This window comes from Pseudomonas sp. BB438 (assembly GCF_057180225.1).
This window is the reverse complement of sequence record NZ_CM170001.1, coordinates 4703806-4725372: the sequence shown is the minus strand read 5'-3', so window position 1 is coordinate 4725372 and position 21567 is coordinate 4703806. Positions and strand designations below refer to the sequence as shown.

The 21567-nt window shown below is 63.9% G+C and carries 22 protein-coding genes; 16 read left to right on the top strand and 6 right to left on the bottom strand.

The window, feature by feature from the left end:
• Positions 1–32: 32 nt before the first annotated feature.
• The 4 genes from AC1ZV1_RS21665 to flgA all read right to left on the bottom strand — a co-directional run bounded on the left by AC1ZV1_RS21665 (position 33) and on the right by flgA (position 2539).
• On the bottom strand, positions 33–782 hold the full coding sequence (locus AC1ZV1_RS21665; protein ID WP_484293557.1) for a flagellar brake protein: 750 nt from the start codon (positions 780–782) through the stop codon (positions 33–35).
• Between the two features lie 106 nt (positions 783–888).
• Positions 889–1350: a flagella synthesis protein FlgN gene (locus AC1ZV1_RS21660; protein WP_484293556.1), complete on the bottom strand. Its 462-nt coding sequence runs from the start codon at positions 1348–1350 to the stop codon at positions 889–891.
• A gap of 43 nt (positions 1351–1393) precedes the next feature.
• On the bottom strand, positions 1394–1708 hold the full coding sequence (flgM, locus tag AC1ZV1_RS21655; RefSeq protein ID WP_484293555.1) for a flagellar biosynthesis anti-sigma factor FlgM: 315 nt from the start codon (positions 1706–1708) through the stop codon (positions 1394–1396).
• A gap of 141 nt (positions 1709–1849) precedes the next feature.
• On the bottom strand, positions 1850–2539 hold the full coding sequence (gene flgA, locus AC1ZV1_RS21650; RefSeq protein ID WP_484297599.1) for a flagellar basal body P-ring formation chaperone FlgA: 690 nt from the start codon (positions 2537–2539) through the stop codon (positions 1850–1852).
• 136 nt (positions 2540–2675) lie between these two features.
• Between flgA and AC1ZV1_RS21645 the strand changes: the two genes are divergently transcribed.
• The 15 genes from AC1ZV1_RS21645 (at position 2676) to AC1ZV1_RS21575 (ending at position 17202) form a co-directional block, all read left to right on the top strand.
• Positions 2676–3614 (top strand): chemotaxis protein CheV, encoded by a 939-nt coding sequence (locus AC1ZV1_RS21645; RefSeq protein WP_484293554.1) that lies wholly within the window; start codon positions 2676–2678, stop codon positions 3612–3614.
• A gap of 122 nt (positions 3615–3736) precedes the next feature.
• On the top strand, positions 3737–4558 hold the full coding sequence (gene cheR, locus AC1ZV1_RS21640; protein ID WP_448682179.1) for a protein-glutamate O-methyltransferase CheR: 822 nt from the start codon (positions 3737–3739) through the stop codon (positions 4556–4558).
• Between the two features lie 331 nt (positions 4559–4889).
• Positions 4890–5036, top strand: a complete 147-nt coding sequence (locus tag AC1ZV1_RS21635; protein ID WP_484293553.1) for a hypothetical protein — start codon at positions 4890–4892, stop codon at positions 5034–5036.
• Between the two features lie 39 nt (positions 5037–5075).
• Positions 5076–5483, top strand: coding sequence for a flagellar basal body rod protein FlgB (gene flgB / locus AC1ZV1_RS21630; protein ID WP_484293552.1), 408 nt, complete (start codon positions 5076–5078; stop codon positions 5481–5483).
• A 5-nt stretch (positions 5484–5488) separates the two neighbouring features.
• Positions 5489–5935: a flagellar basal body rod protein FlgC gene (gene flgC / locus AC1ZV1_RS21625; protein ID WP_484293551.1), complete on the top strand. Its 447-nt coding sequence runs from the start codon at positions 5489–5491 to the stop codon at positions 5933–5935.
• 16 nt (positions 5936–5951) lie between these two features.
• Positions 5952–6653: a flagellar hook assembly protein FlgD gene (flgD, locus tag AC1ZV1_RS21620; protein ID WP_484293550.1), complete on the top strand. Its 702-nt coding sequence runs from the start codon at positions 5952–5954 to the stop codon at positions 6651–6653.
• Positions 6654–6680: 27 nt separating this feature from the next.
• A complete protein-coding gene (gene flgE / locus AC1ZV1_RS21615; RefSeq protein WP_484293549.1) occupies positions 6681–7988 on the top strand; it encodes a flagellar hook protein FlgE in 1308 nt (435 codons plus the stop codon).
• Between the two features lie 194 nt (positions 7989–8182).
• Positions 8183–8926 carry a flagellar basal-body rod protein FlgF gene (gene flgF, locus AC1ZV1_RS21610; protein ID WP_484293548.1) on the top strand — a complete coding sequence of 248 codons (744 nt, stop codon included), beginning with the start codon at positions 8183–8185 and terminating at the stop codon, positions 8924–8926.
• 56 nt (positions 8927–8982) lie between these two features.
• A complete protein-coding gene (gene flgG / locus AC1ZV1_RS21605) occupies positions 8983–9768 on the top strand; it encodes a flagellar basal-body rod protein FlgG (protein ID WP_484293547.1) in 786 nt (261 codons plus the stop codon).
• Positions 9769–9827: 59 nt separating this feature from the next.
• Positions 9828–10520: a flagellar basal body L-ring protein FlgH gene (gene flgH, locus AC1ZV1_RS21600; RefSeq protein WP_484293546.1), complete on the top strand. Its 693-nt coding sequence runs from the start codon at positions 9828–9830 to the stop codon at positions 10518–10520.
• An 11-nt stretch (positions 10521–10531) separates the two neighbouring features.
• Positions 10532–11677, top strand: a complete 1146-nt coding sequence (locus tag AC1ZV1_RS21595; RefSeq protein ID WP_484293545.1) for a flagellar basal body P-ring protein FlgI — start codon at positions 10532–10534, stop codon at positions 11675–11677.
• A gap of 10 nt (positions 11678–11687) precedes the next feature.
• On the top strand, positions 11688–12935 hold the full coding sequence (gene flgJ, locus AC1ZV1_RS21590; protein WP_484293544.1) for a flagellar assembly peptidoglycan hydrolase FlgJ: 1248 nt from the start codon (positions 11688–11690) through the stop codon (positions 12933–12935).
• Between the two features lie 35 nt (positions 12936–12970).
• The gene (flgK, locus tag AC1ZV1_RS21585) at positions 12971–14968 is read left to right on the top strand and encodes a flagellar hook-associated protein FlgK (RefSeq protein WP_484293543.1); all 1998 of its coding nucleotides are present in this window, start codon (positions 12971–12973) and stop codon (positions 14966–14968) included.
• Positions 14969–14978: 10 nt separating this feature from the next.
• Positions 14979–16574, top strand: coding sequence for a flagellar hook-associated protein 3 (locus AC1ZV1_RS21580; protein WP_484293542.1), 1596 nt, complete (start codon positions 14979–14981; stop codon positions 16572–16574).
• 22 nt (positions 16575–16596) lie between these two features.
• Positions 16597–17202, top strand: coding sequence for a class I SAM-dependent methyltransferase (locus AC1ZV1_RS21575; protein ID WP_484293541.1), 606 nt, complete (start codon positions 16597–16599; stop codon positions 17200–17202).
• Positions 17203–17232: 30 nt separating this feature from the next.
• Here the strand turns inward: AC1ZV1_RS21575 and AC1ZV1_RS21570 are convergent, their stop codons facing one another.
• Together AC1ZV1_RS21570 and AC1ZV1_RS21565 are read right to left on the bottom strand one after the other, a co-directional pair.
• On the bottom strand, positions 17233–18540 hold the full coding sequence (locus tag AC1ZV1_RS21570; protein WP_484293540.1) for an FkbM family methyltransferase: 1308 nt from the start codon (positions 18538–18540) through the stop codon (positions 17233–17235).
• Positions 18541–18560: 20 nt separating this feature from the next.
• Positions 18561–20198, bottom strand: a complete 1638-nt coding sequence (locus AC1ZV1_RS21565) for a tetratricopeptide repeat protein (RefSeq protein ID WP_484293539.1) — start codon at positions 20196–20198, stop codon at positions 18561–18563.
• Between the two features lie 214 nt (positions 20199–20412).
• On the opposite strand from AC1ZV1_RS21565, the gene AC1ZV1_RS21560 reads away from it, so the two are divergent.
• A complete protein-coding gene (locus AC1ZV1_RS21560; protein ID WP_484293538.1) occupies positions 20413–21555 on the top strand; it encodes a flagellin N-terminal helical domain-containing protein in 1143 nt (380 codons plus the stop codon).
• The last annotated feature ends 12 nt before the right edge of the window (positions 21556–21567 follow it).

Sequence of the window (21567 nt, the reverse complement as noted above, 5' to 3'; positions counted from 1 at the left end):
ACGGGCGGCAAGTGCTTGCCGCCCCAGGCGAACTAGAACAGTTCGTCCTTCTCGAAGCGCCGGGCTTCGCGTTGCAGCTGGTAGACGAAGCGCTCGATGTTGCGCTGTGCGAGGCCGCTCATCTGGTGGAAGCGCATGCCGGCGAAGCTGTAGCCGACCTTCTCTTCGAAATGCACGTGGCGCAGTTCGACTTCCATGGTCAGGGCGCCAAAGGGCAGGCGCGCGGTGAATTCTTCGTAGACCTGGCCGGGTTGCAGGCGCTCGGCCGCGTTGCCTTCCAGGCGAATCTTGCAGCCGGTGGCGGAGATGTCGATCAGGTTGCCCTTGAGCGGCGACTTCAGCTTGCTGCCGCCGATCTCCACGGGCACCGGCTGGCCCTGGCCGACGGGCGCGCGGAAGGCGTTGCGGCGCTGGTGGTAGAGCATCTCGGCCGGTACCGGCAGCCAGTAGCAGCGGGCGCCGTCGATCTCGGAGAAGAAGGCGTTCTGGGTGTTTTCCCAGGCGATGCGTACGCCTTCGTGGAAGGCTTCGATACGGAATTGTTCGCCGTTCTGCAGGAAGCGCTCGCCGTCGTTGGGAATCAGCTCGTCGAGGGCGACGATGTTGCGTTCGCGGTTGACCTCGACAACGAAGCTCTGGAAGCGCTGGCTGCGCCCTTCGAAGGTGACCACCAGGGGATCGTGACTGTCCATCAGCGTTTTCAGGCTGGCGTGGATCTCCACCGGAGCTTTCAACACCTTCGGTGGTTGAGGGCCATTTTCCTCGGCGAACAGATTCGACACGGTCCGCGGGTCTCCATTGTGTTTGTTATGAGTCTTGCACGGGGCAGGGCGGGTGATGGCATTTTGCCCTACGGCAGGCGGCCAGACCAGCACTGACTGTCGGCGGTCAGGCCTGGCTGAGCGGGCGCTGGCGACTGCTCTGGGTGGAGCCGCCGTAGCGATCGTAGAGACGTGGGGTGTCCTGGCCGCGCAGGATATCGAGCGTGCGCTCGGTGCTGGCCTGGCCGGAGCGGATGACGCGGCCGTTGCGCTGATTGGCTTCCTGGCAGCGTTCGAGCAGTGCGCCGAGCGCTTCTGCTCGCGCGGTGAGGGCGACATTGCCGGTGGCCTGGGCGATTTGTGCGAGCCCCTCGCGATCAACGCTGACCCCGGCCTGTTGCAGCACCTGGGTACGAATACGGCCGTTCTGCTCGAGCTGTTGCAGCAGCGGCAGTTTGCTGTCGAGCAGCTTCTGCAGCTGGTCCAGGTCGCGCGCTTGCAGCGCCTGGTACTCGTCGTCGATCAGCTGCAGCAGGTTGCTGGCTGCTTCGATGTCGCCGTTGATCAGGGAAAGCAGGGCTTCAGACATCTTGGGCTCGGCGTACTAGCGGTTGACCCGGCGCTGAGCGAACTCAGCGCTGGGATTCGAAATCGAGCAGCTTGCTGGCGACTTTCTGGCTGTCGACCTGGTAGCTGCCGTCAGCGATGGCCGCCTTGATGCGAGCCACTTTCTCGTTGTCGACCACGGGCTGGTCCTTCAGTTGATCGCTTACTTTCTGTAGTTGCTGCGCGGTATCGCTCAGCTGTACCGACTCGCCGCTCTTGGCCGGGGCGTTGACGGAGGCATTCTCTGCGGCGGCTTCGCTGCGACCGCTCTGGGCAGCACTGCTACGGCCAGTGTTGGCTGTCGTAGAGGCCGGGTTCAGCCGGTTGAAGTCGATGACCATGGTGGAAACCTCTGGAGGTATTGGACGCTTGCCAAGCTTTTCGGCCGTCCTGAGAGAAACTTTAGGCCGAATTTTCGTGCGCCCGAGCACATTTTGCAGAGGGCTGCGCCCATCATGCCAGAAAAAGCCGGAAGCAGAGCCCTACAGGCTGACTTCCACCGTTCCTGGCTCGATGACGCGAGCCCTGACGATACGCTGGGAACGCAGGTTGCGCACGCGGATCTGCTCCCCGGTGACCCCGTCGGACAGCGCTTCGCCCGGCATGAACACGTTGATCGCACTGGTCCTGGCACGAATCACCACCTGGTCGCCCTTGCGCACGGCCGCTGCCTGTTCAAGGAAGACCGGCGCCAGTACCTGGTCGTTCACCGTCGGGCGCTTGAGCTTCATGCCGACCACCTGGTTGGCGTCGGTCAGGTAGCCCTGGCTCAACTGGCCGACATCGCGTTCGACCACGCTGATGTCGCCCGGCTCGATAATGTGGTTGCGCTGCAGGGGCAGGGTGGTGACGACAACTTGACGGTACAGTTTGACCGTCGCCGGCACGAACACCGTCCAGGGCGAACTGCCTTCGCAGATGACTCGCACGGTAACCCGACCAACGGGCTGCGCCGGGCTTTCCAGCTTCTGCGTCAGGTCCTTGTCGCACTGCGCCAGGCGCAGACGGGGATCGATGCGGGCGACTTCGATCTCGTAGCGTGCGTCTATGCCGGAAGTCTGCAGATAATCTTCCACCTTGAACTCAAGAAAGCCCTGGGTGGAGCCGATAAGTATCTCAGGCGCGGTGAAGCCTTCCGCCCCAGCCGGGGAGAGGGTCAGCGCACCCGTCATGCCGAGCAGCGCAGCCACCAGGGCGCGCGCGGTTCTCAGCTGTCGGAAAAATGTCGTTGCGTGTTTCATGCAACGATCCAAGCAATGGTCATGCCGCCTTCGTGAGTCGGGCGGCGTTGCGTGCACAGGAGGCTCAATGGCCGGAGTCATGGATTCGGTCAACCAGCGTACGCAGCTGGTTGGCCAGAATCGTCTCGAACTGCTGCTGTTCCGCTTGAACGGCAGCCAGCTTTACGGGATCAACGTGTTCAAGGTGAAGGAGGTGCTGCAGTGCCCCCGCCTGACCGTGATGCCCAAATCCAGCCAGGTGGTCCGCGGGGTGGCGAACATCCGTGGCGGCACCATTCCGATCCTTGATCTGGCGCTGGCCACGGGGCGTCACGCCCTGCGGGACATCAGCAACAGCTTCGTGATCATCACCGAGTACAACACCAAGGTGCAGGGCTTCCTGGTGCACTCGGTGGAGCGCATCGTCAACATGAACTGGGAGTCGATCCATCCGCCACCCAAGGGAACCGGTCGCGATCACTACCTGACGGCAGTGACGCGGGTGGACAACCAGTTGGTGGAAATCATCGACGTGGAGAAGATCCTCGCCGAAGTGGCGCCGACCTCGGAGGACATTTCCGAAGGCGTGCTGGATGCCGACACCCAGGCCCGCGCGGTCAGCAAGCGTGTGCTGGTGGTGGATGACTCTTCGGTGGCGCGCAAGCAACTGGTGCGTTGCCTGGAAACCGTCGGCGTGGAAGTGCTGGCGCTCAACGATGGCCGCCAGGCGCTGGATTACCTGCGCCAGATGGTGGAAGCCGGTGGGCATCCGGGCAGCGATCTGCTGATGGTGATCTCGGATATCGAGATGCCGGAGATGGATGGCTACACGCTCACGGCGGAAATCCGTCACGACCCGCGCATGCAGGATCTGCACATTCTCCTGCATACTTCGCTGTCCGGGGTGTTCAACCAGGCCATGGTGAAGAAGGTCGGCGCTGACGACTTCCTCGCCAAGTTCCGTCCCGATGACCTGGCGGCCCGCGTGTCGGACCGCATCAAGGCAGTGGATGGCGCGACGGCCTGATCCGGCGCGACGAGATGCGGGTGGCGCCGGTGCCGCCCGCATCGTCTATGGTTTTTTTGAGCACCGGTCAGGCAGCTGCCGTCGTAACGCCGGCAGCCGTCCACGAGCAAAGAGGCGTATCTGTGACATCCACCAATTCTGAATTCGAGCTGTTCCGGGATTTCCTGGAGAAGACCTGCGGCATCCTCCTGGGCGCCAACAAGCAGTACCTGGTCTCCAGCCGCTTGAACAAGTTGATGGAGCAGCAGGGCATCAAGTCCCTGGGCGAGCTGGTGCAGAAGATCCAGGTCCGCAGCCAGCTGCGCGAGCAGGTGGTCGACGCGATGACCACCAACGAGACCCTGTGGTTTCGCGATACCTACCCCTTCGAGGTACTGAAGAATCGCGTGCTGCCGGAGATGATCAAGGCGTCGCCCGGCCAGCGCCTGCGCATCTGGTCGGCGGCCTGCTCCTCCGGGCAGGAGCCCTATTCGCTGTCGATGGCCATCGACGAGTTCGAGCGTACCAACCTCGGCCAGCTGAAGGCGGGCGTGCAGATCGTCGCCACCGACCTGTCCGGCTCCATGCTCACGGCCTGCAAGGCCGGTGAGTACGACAGCCTGGCCATCGGCCGCGGCCTGTCGCAGGAGCGCCTGGCGCGCTACTTCGATCAGAAGACGCCGGGTCGCTGGACGGTGAAGCCGCCGATCAAGAGCCGCGTGGAGTTCCGCGCGCTGAACCTGCTGGACAGCTACGCCACGCTGGGCAAGTTCGACATGGTGTTCTGCCGCAACGTGCTGATCTATTTCTCGGCCGAGGTGAAGCGCGACATCCTGCTGCGCATCCATGCCACGCTCAAGCCGGGTGGCTATCTGTTCCTCGGCGCCTCCGAAGCGCTCAACGCGCTGCCGGACCACTACCAGATGGTCCAGTGCAGCCCGGGGATCATCTACAAGGCCAAGTGATCGGCCGCAGCCCCGCCTGTTCGGGCGGGGTTCTTGCTACTGCATTCACCTGATCGCGGACTCTGTCCGCGATCTGCATGTCTGCGTACGTCGAATTCGCGGCAGAGCACGGCCGTAGGATGGGGGTGCTTGCGATACCCAGGCTGTCGGTGCCTCGGAATCGATGGGGGCGCTGCGCTCCATGCCATCCTGCGAGCGCGTTTGTCGGCAGGGAGGCACCGTCTCCCTTGCAGGAGCGGGCCATGCCCGCTATCCGTCGACAAGGATGAAGTCTCCCTCTGGTTCGTGAGCTGGCCGAGCGCTGCATCGGCAACGGCCGAGGAGCGCGGCAATGCGTAGCGGCAAGCTTGCCGTCTTGCCTCCGGCGGCAAGGAAACCGATTGCCGCTTTGCCGCTGTTTGCCGCCTCTTGCCGCTGCCGCTATCCGTTCAAGCCCTTGATTATCAAGGAAATACAAATATGGCACGCACCTTGCTGAAGTGTTGGCAAGCCCACACCGGCAAACAGGTTCGTGACCATGAGCATCAGTTTCGACAAAGCCCTCGGCATCCACCAGCAAGCACTGAGCTTCCGCTCCCAGCGCGCTGAAGTGCTGGCCAACAACCTGGCCAACGCCGACACGCCCAATTACAAGGCGCGTGACCTGGATTTCGCCTCGGTGCTGGCGGCCCAGTCGGACAAGATGAAGAACGGCACCTTCAGCGCCACCCTGACCAATGCGCATCACATTGCCGCTGACGGCTTCGGCATGGGCGATGAGTCGGTGAAGTACCGCATCCCGAACCAGCCGTCGGTCGACCAGAACACCGTCGATGAGCAGATCGAGCAGGCCAACTACGCGGAGAACTCCGTGCAGTTCCAGGCCTCGTTCACCTTCCTCAACAGCAAGTTCAAAGGGCTGATGAACGCCCTGCGCGGGGAGTAATCGCCATGTCGCTCGCCAGTGTCTTCAACATCGCCGGTACCGGCATGAGTGCCCAGACCACCCGTCTGAACACCACCGCCTCGAACATCGCCAACGCCGAGAGCGTCTCGTCGAGCATCGACAAGACCTACCGCGCCCGTCACCCGGTGTTCTCCACCATGCTGCAGAACGCCCAGGGTGGCAGCGACCAGGGTTCGCTGTTCGGCGAGACCGATCAGGCCGGCTCGGGTGTGCAGGTGCTTGGCGTGGTCGAGGACCAGAGCCCGCTGGTGCCGCGCTACGAGCCGAACCATCCGGCCGCCGACAAGGACGGTTATGTGTACTACCCCAACGTCAACGTGGTGGAGGAGATGGCCGACATGATCTCCGCCAGCCGTTCGTTCCAGAGCAATGCGGAAATGATGAATACCGCCAAGCAGATGATGCAGAAGGTCCTGACCCTGGGTCAGTAAGCGCAGAGGACGCCCCATGAGCATCAATACCGATAACAGCACCACGAGTTCGATCCTCTCGTCCCTCAACTCGGGACAGAAGAGCTCGTCGACCACCACCGAGACCGGCACGAGTGCGCTGGGCAAGGACTCCTTCCTGCAGCTGCTGGTGACCCAGCTGAACAACCAGAACCCGCTGGATCCGCAGGACAACACCGAGTTCGTATCTCAACTGGCGCAGTTCAGCAGCCTGGAGAGCATGCAGAACCTGGATACCACTCTCGGCACCTTCTATTCCTCGTTCCAGTCCTCGCAGGCCCTGCAGGCCTCCTCGCTGGTCGGCCGCTCGGTGATCGTCAACTCCAGCAAGGTGCAGGTCGACGACCCGTCCGCCGGCGTCAAGGGTTCCCTGGTGATGCCGTCCAAAGGCGATGGCGTGACCCTGAAGATCTACGACGACTCCGGTGATCTGGTGCGTACCGTCGACATGGGCAGCCAGAAGGCCGGCAACATCGACTTCACCTGGGATGGCAAGGACGACAGTGGCGAGCTGGTGGGCGCCGGTACCTACACCGTCAAGGCCTCCGCGACCCTGGACGGCACCAGCACTGCCCTGACCACGTACCTGCCTGCCACGGTCAACAGCGTCACGCTGGGCCAGAACGGCGGGGAAATGACCCTGAACCTGGCTGGTATCGGCGCCGTTTCCGCTTCCAGCATTCAGACCATCGGAAAATAACGCCGCGTTTCGGCACAGGAGCAACACATGTCTTTCAATACCGCCCTGAGTGGACTCAACGCCGCGTCGATGGACCTGAACGTCACCGGCAACAACATTGCCAACGTCGGCACCACCGGCTTCAAATCGTCGCGTACCGAGTTCGCCGACCTCTACGCCTCCTCGATGCTCGGCACCGGCCGCATCGCCGTGGGTAACGGCGTGGTCACCCAGGCCGTCTCCCAGCAGTTCACCCAGGGCAACCTGAGCACCACCGGTCGCAGCCTGGACCTGGCGATCAGTGGCAACGGCTTCTTCATGACCAGCGACAACGGCGCTCGCGTCTACACCCGCAACGGCACCTTCAACACCGACTCCAGCGGCTACATCGTCGACGGTGCCGGCAACCGCCTGCAGGGTTATGGCGTCAATGCCAACGGTTCGATCGTCAACGGCGTGATCACCGACCTGAAGGTCGACACCGCGAACCAGCCGCCGAGCCCAACCTCGAAGATCAGCTCGACCCTGAGCCTGAACTCCAATGCCACCACGCCGACCACTACGCCGTTCGATGCGGCCGACTCGGACAGCTACAACTGGTCGACCTCCGTGGACATCTATGACTCCCAGGGCAACTCGCACACCATGACGAACTACTTCGTCAAGGACGCCAGCAACAACTGGAGCATGTACACCCTGGTGGATGGCCGTAATCCGCAGACCCCGACCAGCACCACGCCGCTGAGCAGCGACCTGACCTTCAACAGCGCCGGCCAGCTGACGGGCATTACCTCCACCGGCATGACGGTCAACGCTGACAAGACCATGACCCTGACCGGCTGGACCCCGGCGGCCGTCACCGATTCCACCACCAGTCCGGTGACCTGGGGTGCCAACGGCGCGGCGGGGGCGACTGGCGGCATCAGCATCGACCTGACCAAGACCACCCAGACCAATGGCTCGTTCGCCGTTACCGCGGTGACCCAGGATGGCTACGCCACCGGCCAGATGTCCGGGCTGTCGTTCTCCCAGGATGGCCAGATGTACGCCACCTACACCAACGGCCAGTCCAAGGTGATCGGTCAGGTGGTGCTCGCCAACTTCGCCAACACCCAGGGCCTGACTCCGGTGGGCAACACCGGCTGGAAGGAATCGTTGGCCTCCGGCCAGGCGGTGATCGGCACCCCGACCTCGGGCACCCTCGGTGCGATCGGCTCGGGCACCCTGGAAGACTCCAACGTCGACCTCACCGCACAGCTGGTGAACCTGATCGTGGCGCAGCGCAACTACCAGGCGAACGCCAAGACCGTCCAGACTGAAAGCACCATCTCCGATACCATCATCAACCTGCGTTGATGACGGCAACGTCCCCTTGCCGCAGGCGGCAGTCCTTCGCCGCCTGACGGCCCTCAAGGCTCCTTCGGGAGCCTTTGCTTTTTCATATTCCCTGTTATTTCAACGTCTTGAGCTGATTTTTCGTGTTCTGGCACAGCCCTTGCTGAGGTCACTCCAGCACCGCCGGGAATCCGACCCGGCACTGGAGGAATGCCTTGGACAGAATGCTGTATGTCGCCATGAGCGGCGCGAGCCAGAACACCAAAGCCATGCAGGCTCACGCCAACAACCTGGCGAACATCTCCACGACCGGTTTCCGTCGCGACTTCGAGCAAGCGCGCGCCATGCCGGTCTTTGGTGACAGCTTTCCGGCGCGCGTCTTTGCCATGAGCGAACGCCCGGCCACCGACTTCACCGCTGGCGCCCTGCAGGAAACCGGTCGTGATCTCGACGTCGCCGCCAAGGGCGACGCCTGGATTGCCGTCCAGGCTCCAGACGGCGGTGAAGCCTACGTCCGCACCGGCAGCCTGGAAATCGACGCCCTCGGCCAGCTGCGCACCGGCGACGGCATGCCGGTAATGGGCAATGGCGGGCCGATCGCCATACCTCCGGAAGAGAAGATCGACATCGGCGAGGACGGCACCATCACCGTCCGTGGCCAGGGCAACAACCCCAACGCGTTGGCCACCGTCGACCGTATCAAGCTCGTGACCCCTGATCCCAAACAGCTGGAGAAGGGCAGCGATGGCCTGATCCGCATGAAGTCCGGCCAGCCCGCACCGCAGGTCGATGCCAATGCCAGCGTGCAGTCCGGCGTGCTGGAAGCCAGCAACGTCAACGCTGTCGACGAAATGACCTCGATCCTGGCGCTGTCTCGCCAGTTCGAGCTGCACGTGAAGATGATGAAAACCGCCGAGGATGATTCCCAGGCGATGGCGCGTGTTTTGCAGTTCAGCTGATTAGAACCTGATTAACCGTTCGAGGCGCCACGAAACCGGCGCCCGAGGAGAACGACATGCTTCCGGCACTTTGGGTCAGCAAGACCGGTCTGTCCGCCCAGGACATGAACCTGACCACCATTTCGAACAACCTGGCGAACGTGTCCACCACGGGCTTCAAGCGCGACCGCGCGGAGTTCCAGGACCTGCTTTACCAGATCAAGCGTCAGCCTGGCGCCAACTCGACCCAGGACACCCAGCTGCCTTCGGGTCTGCAACTGGGTACCGGTGTGCGCATCGTCGGCACCCAGAAGAACTTCACCGCCGGCAGCCTGCAGACCACCGACAACCCGCTCGACATGGCGGTCAACGGTCGTGGCTTCTTCCAGGTGCTGACCCCGGACGGCACCGTCGCCTATACCCGCGACGGCAGCTTCCACCTGAACTCCGACGGCCAGATCGTCACCTCCAATGGCAACGCCCTGGAGCCGGCCATCGTCGTCCCGGCGGAAACCCAGACCTTCACCGTCGGCAACGACGGCACCGTCTCGGTCACCGTGGCCGGCAATGCCACGCCGCAGATCATCGGCAACGTCCAGACCGCCGACTTCATCAACCCGGCCGGCCTGCAGGCCACCGGCAACAACCTGTTCCTGGAAACCGCCGCCAGCGGCGCGCCCCAGGTTGGCACCCCTGGCCTGAACGGCCTGGGCACCGTGCTGCAGAACACCCTGGAAAACTCCAACGTCAGCGTGGTGGAAGAGATGGTGAACATGATCACCACCCAGCGCGCCTACGAGATGAACTCCAAGGTGATCTCGACGGCGGACCAGATGCTCTCCTTCGTCACCCAGAACCTGTAACAACCGGCCCTTGGGCCACTTGTGATCCCGTAGTCGCTCTCCCCGAGAGGTAGCTGTAGATGAACCGTTCCCACCTCCTTCCGCTGCTGGCCATCGCCGCGTTGGCAGGGTGCGTGAGCCCTCCGCCGAAACCGGATGACCCCTATTACGCGCCGGTGTTGCCGCGTACGCCTTCGCCGGCAGCGCAGAACAATGGGTCGATCTACCAGGCTGGGTTCGAGAACAACCTCTATGGCGACCGCAAGGCCTTCCGCGTGGGTGACATCATCACCATCACCCTCAACGAGAAGACCCAGGCCAGCAAGAAAGCCAGCTCGGACATCTCCAAGAACAGCAAGAACAAGCTGGGGCTGACCTCGATGTTCGGTAGCAGCCTGACCACCAACAACCCGGTGGGCAGCGGCGACCTGAGCCTGAGCGCCGAGTATGCCGGCGACCGCGAGAGCAAGGGCGACAGCCAGGCCGGGCAGAGCAACAGCCTGACCGGTTCGATCACCGTCACTGTGGCCGATGTCATGCCCAACGGCATCCTCGCCGTGCGCGGCGAGAAATGGATGACCCTGAACACCGGCAACGAGCTGGTGCGCATCGCCGGCCTGATCCGCGCCGACGACATCGCCACTGACAACACCGTCGCTTCCACCCGTGTGGCCGATGCACGCATCACCTACTCGGGCACCGGTTCGTTCGCCGATGCGAGCCAGCCGGGCTGGTTCGATCGCTTCTTCCTCAGCCCGCTGTTCCCGTTCTGAGGGTGATGAGCATGATCTTCTCTGGCAATGCGTGGGTGGCGATCGCGGACAAGCTCCGCTCCTGCGTCCTGGCCGTGCTCTGCGCCGTGCTGGTGGTGCCGGTCGCCCATGCCGAACGGCTGAAGGACATCGCCACCATTCAGGGTGTGCGTAACAACCAGCTGATCGGCTACGGCCTGGTGGTCGGCCTCAACGGCACGGGTGACCAGACCACCCAGACGCCGTTCACCCTGCAGACCTTCAACAACATGCTGGCGCAGTTCGGCATCAAGGTGCCGGCGGGCTCGGGCAACGTGCAGCTCAAGAACGTCGCGGCGGTGTCCATCCATGCCGATCTGCCGCCGTTCGCCAAGCCGGGCCAGGCCATCGACATCACCGTGTCCTCCATCGGCAACGCCAAGAGCCTGCGCGGCGGTAGCCTGCTGATGACCCAGCTCAAGGGTATCGATGGCCAGACCTATGCCGTGGCCCAGGGCAACCTGGTGGTCGGCGGTTTCGACGCTGAAGGCCGCGACGGCTCCAAGATCACCGTCAACGTGCCGTCGGCCGGCCGCATTCCGGCTGGCGCCACTGTCGAACGCGCGGTGCCGAGCGGCTTCGACCAGGGCAATACCCTGACCCTGAACCTCAATCGCCCCGACTTCACCACCGCCAAGCACATCGTCGACCGCATCAACGAGCTGCTCGGCCCGGGCGTCGCCCAGGCCGTGGACGGTGGCTCGGTTCGCGTCAGCGCGCCGCTCGACCCGAACCAGCGCGTGGACTACATGTCCGTGCTGGAGAACCTCGACGTGCAGGCTGGCGAGGCCGTGGCCAAGGTCATCATCAACTCGCGCACCGGCACCATCGTGATCGGCCAGAACGTGCGCGTGTCGCCGGCCGCCGTGACCCACGGCAGCCTGACCGTGACCATCACCGAAGACCCCATCGTCAGCCAGCCTGGTCCGTTCTCCAACGGCCAGACCGCCGTGGTGCCGCGCTCCAATGTGAGCGCCAACCAGGAAGCCAAGCCGATGTTCAAGTTCGGCCCCGGCACCACGCTGGATGAAATCGTACGCGCCGTTAACCAGGTGGGCGCTGCGCCCGGCGACCTGATGGCGATCCTCGAAGCCCTGAAACAGGCCGGCGCGCTGCAAGCCGACCTGATTGTGATCTGAGGACGCCGACGTGGACGCCCGACTGCTTTCTTCCAGCACTTCGAATACCGACTCCGGGTCCTACACCGACCTCAATCGCCTGTCGGCGCTGAAGACCGGCTCGGGCCGCGACAGCGCGGGCAACATCCGCAAGGTCGCCCAGGAATTCGAATCGCTGTTCATGAACGAGATGCTGAAATCCATGCGCTCGGCCAACGAGGTGTTCGCCAAGGACAACCCGATGAACAGCGAGGCGGCCAAGCAGTACCAGGACATGTACGACCACCAGCTGTCCGTTTCCCTGGCCACCCAGGGCCACGGTATCGGCCTGGCCGACGTGCTGGTCAAGCAGATGGAAAAGATGCAGGGCGTGCGCCACACCGGCAACAATCCGTTCGCCCAGGCTGGCGCGCAAACCGTCGCCGATGGCACGCAGAGCGCCGCAGCCGTCGCTTCGGCGTCCGACCGGCAGAAGACCCCGAGCGTCTTTGCCTCCAACGGCAAGGCCTTGCCGCAACCCGAAGCCGGCCGTGACGACCGCCAGGCGCTGAACGCGCGGCGCCTCGCACTGCCGGGCAAGCTTGCCCAGCGCATCGCCGCTGGCCTGGTGCCGGCCAGCGACAATGGCAACGCCGTCGCCTCCAGCGCCAATCAGCCGGCGCAGCTGGCCAGCAACGACTGGCGCGGCAGCCGGGCCTATACCCAGCAGATCGACACCACCGTGCCGGTGACCGATATCGACACCTCGGCGATCTCCACCAAGCCGGGCAAGTCGATGTTCGCGTCTGCCGACGACTTCATCAGCACCATGCTGCCCATGGCCGAACGCGCGGCCAAGCGCATCGGCGTCGACCCACGCTACCTGGTCGCCCAGGCCGCGCTGGAAACCGGCTGGGGCAAGAAGATGATCGCCCAGCGTGATGGCAGCAGCAGCCACAACCTGTTCGGCATCAAGACCGGCTCGAGCTGGAAGGGCGACTCCGCCCGCGCCACCACCACCGAATTCGAGAAGGGCAAGCAGGTCAAGGAAGTGGCGTCGTTCCGCGCCTACAACTCCTTCGAGCAGAGCTTCCAGGACTACGTCAGCTTCCTGCAGAGCAACGACCGCTACCAGGGCGCGCTGGATTCCGCCTCGCGCCCCGACCAGTTCATGAAGGAACTGCAGCGCGCCGGCTACGCCACCGATCCGCAGTACGCGCGCAAGGTGAACCAGATCGCCAAGCAGATGCAGGTCTACCAGACCGTCGCGATGACCGACGCCCCGACTCGCACCCTGTGAAGCCCTTGAACAATGGACTGCTCTAAGGAAAGACCATGAGCCTCTTATCCATCGGACTGTCCGGCCTCAACGCCTCGCAAACGGCGTTGAGCACCACCGGCAACAACATCACCAACGTCAACACGGCCGGCTATACCCGCCAGTCCACGTCGCAGGTGACCTCCGCCGAGCAGTTCGCGGGGCAGTACTACGTCGGTACCGGTACCACGGTGCAGGACGTCCGCCGGATGTACAGCGAGTTCCTGGCGAACCAGCTGCGTGGTGCCACCTCGGTGGACAGCGATGCGCAGACCTACCTGGCGCAGGTCAACCAGATCGATTCGCTGCTGTCCGACAGCACGACGGGGCTGTCCAAGGTGATGCAGAACTTCTTCGCCTCGCTGCAGACCGCCGCCGCGACGCCGACCGATGCCGCCTCGCGCCAGTTGGTGCTGACCCAGGCCAATAACCTGGCGCAGCGCTTCAACTCGATCTCCACCCAGCTGGGCACCCAGAACAGCTACGTCAACACCCAGATGGACAGCCTGGCCGGGCAGGTCACCGACCTGGCCAAGACCATCGCCAAGTACAACCAGGCAATCATTGCGGCCGAGGCCGGTGGCGCCAGCGCCAACGACCTGCAGGACAAGCGCGACCAGGCGGTGCTGCAGCTTTCCGACATGATTGGCGTCAGCGTGGTCAAGCAGGGCAGCAGCCTGAACCTCTACCTGGGTTCCGGCCAGCCGCTGGTGGTCGGCGCCAATGCCTCGACCCTGACCGCAGGCCCAAGCGCCAACAACCCGTCGCAGTTCAGCCTGAGCCTGAGCTCGGGCAGCTCGACCATGGACGTCACCTCGGTGGTTACCGGTGGCCAGATGGGCGGCCTCCTGCGCTACCGCAGCGACGTGCTGGATACCACTCAGAACGAATTGGGCCGCATGGCCATCGTGCTTGCCGACACCTTCAACAGCCAGCTTGCCCAGGGGCTGGACCTGAACGGCAACTTCGGCGCGCAGCTGTTCAAGGACATCAACGACGCCAGCGTCGTCGGCAACCGCAGCCTGGCCAACACCCACAACACCGGCACCGGCAACCTCAACGTCAACATCACTGACAGCAGCGCGCTGACCACCAGTGACTACGAGGTGACCTTCACTTCCGCCACCGGCTACACCATCAAGCGCTCCTCCGATGGCACGGTGTTGGGCAGCGGTGACCTGACCGACAATCCGCCCAAGGAATTCGACGGCTTCAGCATCAGCCAGCAGAGCGTCGGCACGGTTCAGGCGGGCGACCGCTTCACGGTGATCCCGACCCGGACCGCAGCATCGGACATCTCGGTCACCATGACCGACTCCAACCGCCTGGCCTTCGCTTCGCCCGTGGTCGCCAGCACCACGACCGGCAACACCGGCAGCGGCACCATCAGCGGCACCATCCTGACGAGCAAGCTGGATGCCAGCAACGGCACCGCGCTGGCTGCCTCGATCAAGGCTGGCCTGCCGGTGAAGCTGGTCTTCGATGCCGCCAGCGGCGGCACGCAGGGCTATACCATCTACGATTCGGCGGGCAATTCGCTGGGCACCGGCAATATCGTGCCGGGCCAGAGCAACGACATCAGCATCACCGTGCCGGGCTCGCCGTCGTTCAGCTTCCAGACCACCATCGCCGGCTATCCGGGGCAGGGCGACAGTTTCGGCGTGGCCTTCAACAGCAATGGCGATGCCGACAACACCAACGCGCAGAAGCTCATCGACCTGCAGACCGCCAAGACCGTCGGCAGCGGCACGGGCAGTGGCAGCGGCATGAGCCTGACCGGCGCCTACAGCAGCCTGACCGAGACCGTGGGGGCCACGGCCAACCAGGCCAAGCTCGACGCCACCGCCACTGGCGCGGTGCTGACCAACGCGCAAAGCAGCCGCGACTCGCTGTCGGCGGTGAACCTCGACGAAGAAGCGGCCAACCTGGTGAAGTTCCAGCAGTACTACACGGCCTCCGCGCAGATCATCAAGACCGCGCAGACGCTCTTCGACACTCTGATCAACAACATCTGAGGAGGCCGAGATGGTAGTGCGAATTTCCACCCCGCAGATCTTCAACTCGAACATCGACAACTACAACCGTGGCTACGCCAGCCTGGCCAAGTTGCAGGAACAGATTTCCAGCGGCACGCGCATCCAGACGCCGGCCGACGACCCCGTCGGCGCCGCGCGCCTGCTGCAGCTGGAACAGCAACAGGCACTGTTGACCCAGTACAGCGGCAACATGACGTCCGCGACCAACAGCCTGAACCAGGAACAGAGCGTCCTCGACTCCATCACCACCGCCCTGCAGCGCGCTCGCGAACTGACGCTGCGCGCCGGCGACGGCTCGATGACCGACGAGGACCGCGGCGCCATCAGCGATGAGCTGGGTGAGATCCAGAACCAGCTGCTGACGCTGATGAACAGCAAGGACGCCAGCGGCAACTACCTGTTCTCCGGTAGCAAGAGCACCGTGCAGCCCTTCGTGCAGAACGCCGACGGCAGCTTCAGCTACCAGGGCGACCAGAGCACGCTCAAGCTGCAGATCTCCGACAACCTGACGATGTCGACCAACGACAACGGCTGGAGCATTTTCGAGATGGCGGCCAACGCCAGCCGCACCACCAGCTCGCTGACCAGCAATCCCAACGCTGATGGCGTGCAGCGTGCCTTCCTGTCCCAGGGCACGGTGACCAGCGACAGCAGCTACAACGCCAGCTTCCGCGACGGTGCGCCCTACACGCTGAAAGTGCTCAGCGGCACGCAGTACCAGATCCTCGACAAGGACGGCAACGACGTCACCAGTGACGCCACCACCAATGGCACCTATGACGCGACCTCCACCGACAGCAACGCCATCAACTTCCGGGGCGCGCAGTTCCAGCTCGACATCTCGCTGCAGAAGACCGACGACGCCACCACCATGGACAGCCTGGTGGGCGGGTACAGCTTCAGCTTCGGTGCGGCGACCGACAGCCTTTCGGTCAAACGCAGCGCCACCAACACGTCGACGGCACAGATCACCTCCGCGACGGTGAGCAACAGCACCAACTACACCACGCAGTTCCCCAGCAACGGCGTGCAGCTCAAGTTCACCAGCGCCACCGCCTACGAAGTCTATGCACTGCCCACCAGCCAGGGCGCGACGCCGCTGTCCACCGGCACGCTGGGCGCGACCTTCCCGCAGACCGTGACCGTGGCCGGGGTGGACATGAGCATCAGCGCGGCGCCGGCTGCCGGCGATCAGTTCAGCGTCACCGCCAGCTCGCCGGAGCGGCAGAACATCCTCAATACCATCGGTGATCTGCGCAAGGCACTGGATACCTCTGCCACGGGCGATCCACAGGCCCAGTTGAACATCCGCAACATGGTGGCGACAGCGGTGACGAACCTCGACAACGCCAGCAACCAGGTCTTGTCGGCCCAGTCGTCCATCGGTGCGCGACTCAATACGATCGATGTGCTCACCCAGGAAAACCAGAGCCTGGCGCTGACCAACACCACCACGCAATCGTCGATCCGCGACACCGACATGGCCGCGGCGACCTCGCAGTTGGTGCTGCAGCAGACCATGCTCGAAGCCGCCCAGGCGGCGTTCGCGCGGATCAGCCAGCTGAGCCTGTTCAACAAACTTTAAGCGTTTTGAGGGAGTAACGAGAGTGGCGACACTGGAAGAGCTGGCCGCGTTCTGGAACGAAGAGGGCCTGAGCCACGTCATCCCGGAAGTGGGAGGCGAATTTCCCGAAGGTTTTGATGTGCGGGCAATGCTCGGTCAAGTCATTGACGAGCGCGACGGTGTGCTTGAAGTAGGTTGCGGCTACGGCCGGCTGTGCCGAGCCTTCGCTCCGGAGCATTACCTGGGCGTGGACGTCAACGTCTCGGCAGTAGCGGCGGCGCGCAGCAATCATCCGGACTACCGCTTCGAATGCATCGAGCCCGGCGCTGAACTGCCGCGCACCGGTACCGCATTGATCTATACCGTGGCCTGCCACATTCCCGACGGTGAGCTGGCGCGTTTCCTGGCGCCCATCTGCACAGCGGCCGAACGCGTGGTGATTGCCGAAGTGATGGACGAGCGCTGGCGTCGCGACGGCAACCCGCCGATCTTCAACCGCGATCCGGAAGCCTATGTCGGCGCCATGCTGCGCCAGGGCTTCGAGCTGGAGCGCTACGGCAAGGCCGTGTATCAGCGCTACGACGTGCCGGCCTTCAATGTCGGGCGCGATGTGCGCCTGACTGTCCATGTCTACCGCCGCGCGCAGTGACCCCTTCCGGGGCCACCGCGCGCCGGGGCATCAGGCCTCGGCGGCCAGCAGGTAGTTGGTGCTGAGGTTGTACTCGAAGCTGCGCACCACGCGATAAGCGTTGCGTTGCGCCCAGTCGAGCAGGGCAGGGCGGTTCTCGTTCAGGGCCCGTACCAGGATCAGCGGGCGGTTGGCCGCGATCAGCTGCCGCGCGCCGCGCAGCACCGCCAGTTCGTAACCGCGTCGATCGATCCGCAGCAGCTCGCAACGTTCGCCTGGCAGCAGGCTGTCGAGCGCCGTACCGGCGGGCTGGATGTAATCCTTGAGTTCCATGCGGCCGAACAACGCTTCGTTCTCGTCCGGATTGTGACGCCCGGCGCCGATGGCGATGCAATGAGCGCGGAAGTGCTCGGCGTCGAGTCCATTGAGGCGCAGGTTGTGGTCGAGGTATTCCGCCAGTTCCGGCTCTGCTTCGAAGCTGTCGAGCCTGGCTGCTCTGCCGATCAGGGCCAGCACCAGTGCGTAACTGCCGATATGTCCGCCGACCTCCACTACGCTGGCCTCGCCTGGCAGGTGGCGCAGCACTTCTTCCAGCTCATCCAGATCGTGAAGGCGTTCGCTGGCCAGCAGCGCCTGCAGCGGATCGAGGGTGTTGCTCAGGCGCAGTGCCAGCGTGGTCTCGCCATAGGGAATGGATGCCACCACTTCGTTGTCCCGGCAGAATGCCGAGAACACCCTGTTGATCGCCTGGCGCCAGTCGCCGCCATGGGCTGACCGCGGGCCGCTGGAGTGCTGACCGCGGACATTGAGGAACAGCGGCGTGTCGATCTTCACGCAACGCTGCTCCTTCCACAGGCGCAGGTAGTAATCGAAGTCCTCGCCAGTATCCATGGCGGTATCGAAGGGGGCGGCTGCCGCCACGTCCTGGCGGACGAAGTGGCCCATCTGCAGGGTCAGGTAGGGATCGTTGAGCAGCACCTGCTCCAGGTTGTCGATCGGGCTGATCTGGCCTTCGCGGCGCAATGCCTGGCCGGCCTGCAGGTCGGCAACGTAGATGGCGCCCCAGATGGCGTCGTGGCTCTCCAGCAGGGGCGCGACGTCGACGAAGGCGCCGGGGCACATCAGGTCGTCGGCATCGAGGAAGAACAGCCACTCGATACCCCGCTCACCGGCTTCCTGCACGGCCAGGTTGCGCGCATGGGAGCGTCCCAGCGTGCCCTGGCTGTCGTCCATTTCCAGCACCTGCACTTCGTCGAAGGCCCCCAGGCCATTGGCCACGGCGCGGGCCACGGAGTCCTTGGCGCGGCCGGCGAGTTCCTGGTGGCCAGGGCCGACCGGCATGATGACGCAACACTTCATGGTAATTTCCTGCCTTCGATTCAGTGGGCTGTGCCGCCTTGCAGCTGCTCGGCGACGCGGGTCAGGGTAGCCCGCCATTCATTGAGTACCGGGTTGCGCACGCGCTGCACGCTCGGGTACCAGTAGCTGGGGCCTTCCTGCAGGCCCCAGCGCCAGTTCGGGTTCAGTTGCAGCAGCATATAGGTTGGAACGCCCAGCGCACCCGCCAGGTGGACCGTGGTGTTGTCGATGCTCACCACCGCTTCCAGGGCGCAGAGCTGCGCGGCCTGGCGGTCCATGTCGTGCAGCGGGTTGACGCTGTCGTCGTTGTAGATTTCGAAGCCGTTGGCAAGCGCTTCCTCGCGCTCGGCACGGGTGTCCCCGTACTGCAGGTTGATCAGTTGCACGTCGGGCAGCGCAGCCAGCACGCCGAGATCGGCGATGGGAATGCGCCGGCTCTGTTTCTCGTTGGACACGCTGGTGCCGCCGCGCCAGGACACGCCGATCAGGCGCTTGCCAGGGAAGCGCCGGCGGTAGTCGGCGCGAATTTCTTCGACTACCGCAGGGTCCGCCGACAGATAGTGCGGTTCGCGCGGGAAGCTCTCCAGGTTCGGGCGCAACAGCGCCGGCAGACTACCCATGGGAATCTGGTAGTCACTGCGAGGCCAGGTTTGCCGGTGCATGACCTGCGCGCCATCCTGCGCAGTGCCCTGCAACTCGCGGCGGACGAAATGGACCTGGGGAAAGCTGCGCTGCAGCAGTGCGTCGAGCCGCTCATAGATCTCGTAATGAACGGTGCCGCCCAGCTTGGCCAGCTCGCCGAGCATGCTGGCGAACATGATGTGGTCGCCGATGCCCTGTTCGGCCCATACCAGTAGCGTCTTGCCCTCCAGCGGTTCGCCCTGCCAGCGCGGAATGGAGAAATGCTGCTGGTGCTCCTTCTGGACTTCGGCCCAGCGCCATTCGTAGTGCTGCCAGCCGGGACCGAATTCACCCAGGCGCAGCATCAGCAGCGCGAGGTTGTTGTGGGTGGCGACGTGCTGCGGGTCCAGGCGCAGGACCTTGGCGTAGGCGTCGAAGGCTTCCTTGTAGCGGGCGACCTGTTCCTGGGCGACGGCGAAGTTGAAGTTCAGCGGCACGCTGTCGGGCGCCTGCTCGAGTCCGAGGGTGCAGCAGGCGATGCTGTCATGGAAACGACCGGTGTTGTAGTACAGCTGCGCCAGCAGGTTCAGCACCTGGGTCTGTTCTGCCGGCGGCAACTGGCGCTCCAGGGTCTGCAGGATCAGGCGTTCCGCTTCGTCGTGAGCTTCGATGCGGTTGAGCGCGGCAAGCAGCAGCTTGAAGCGCCAGAGGTTTGGCTCGGCCTCGTACCACTGCTGCGCCTTCACCAGGTTGCCGTTGAAGCGCGGACGCTTGGCCAGTTCGTCGAACAGGAGGCTGTCGATGCGTTCGTCGAAAGGCGACTCCAGTGCGCGCGCGACATGCGGCTCGGCTTCCAGGTCGCGGTTCTGTCCGAGCAGGAGGGCAGCCAGGTGCGCGTGGGCCAGGGCGAGCTCGGGCATCAGCTTGAGCAACTGCTGATAGAGAGGAATCTTGCGCTCGTCATCGTTGACGCGCTCGGCTTCCTCTAGCGCGCGGGCGATGCGCTGGAGCTCGGCCTGGATCTGGGATGAATGCATGGGCTGCTGCCTTGATGTGACGTTGCCTTGACGGATGCCGCAACGACTGCAAGAAGAGGGCCATGGCGCTTATGCAAGGGGTTTTGAAAAAAAATCCAAAAAAAAACTAAAGCCCCGCCGCTCCCCGACGATAACCCTAACGAAGGTTCTCCAGGCCACTTCGGGCGGTTGCCAGGGCTGGGAGCCACATAGCCCCAATTACGAGGATCTCGTCATGGCTCTTACCGTTAACACCAACATCGCCTCCCTGTCCGTTCAGAAGAACCTCAGCAAAGCGGCCAACTCCCTGTCCAACTCGATGACCCGTCTGTCCACCGGCCTGCGTATCAACAGCGCCAAGGACGATGCCGCCGGCTCGCAGATCTCCAACCGTCTGACCAGCCAGGTCAAAGGTCTCGATGTTGCGGTCAAGAACGCCCAGGACGCCAACTCCATCGCCCAGGCCGCCGAAGGCGCCCTGCAGGAATCCACCAACATCCTGCAGCGTATGCGTGAACTGTCCCTGCAGTCGGCCAACGGCTCGAACAGCTCCGAAGACCAGAACTCCCTGAACCAGGAATTCAAGTCGCTGACCGCTGAACTGACCCGTATCTCCAAGACCACCACCTTCGGTGGCGGCACCTCCGGCATCAAGCTGCTCGACGGCTCCGCTGGCACCAATGGCACCCTGACCTTCCAGGTCGGCGCCAACGCCAACGAAACCATCAGCTTCAGCCTGGGTGACATGGGCGCTGCTGCCCTGAAAGGTTCCTCGGCTCTGGCCTCGGTCAACGTCACCCTGACCACCGCGCTGGCCTCGGCCAACGCCGTGACCGCGACCGCCGGCACCATGGTCATCGACGGCACCACCGTCAACATCGCCAAGGGCTCGACCACCAAGGACATCATCAGTGCCATCAACACCAACGTCAGTGGTGTGACCGCGACCACCGACAGCGCTGGCACCGGCATCGTCCTGCACTCGGGCAACACCATTGTCGTCAGCGCCGGCACCGGCGCCACCGCGACCACCGCGAGCAGCACCAACACGGTGTCCTCGTCCTTCACCGTACAGCAGCTGGACATCACCTCTGCCAAGGGCGCCCAGTCGGCTACCCAGGTGATCGACGCCGCACTGAAGCAGATCGATACCCAGCGTTCCGCTCTGGGTGCCGTCGAGAACCGTCTGGACAGCACCATCTCCAACCTGCAGAACGTGTCGCAGAACGCCACCGCTGCACGCAGCACCATCCAGGACGTAGACTTCGCCTCGGAAACGGCTGAGATGACCAAGCAGCAAACCCTGCAACAGGCCGCCACCGCGGTTCTGGCTCAGGCCAACCAGCTGCCCTCGGGCGTCCTGAAGCTCCTGCAGTAACAGGGTCTGACG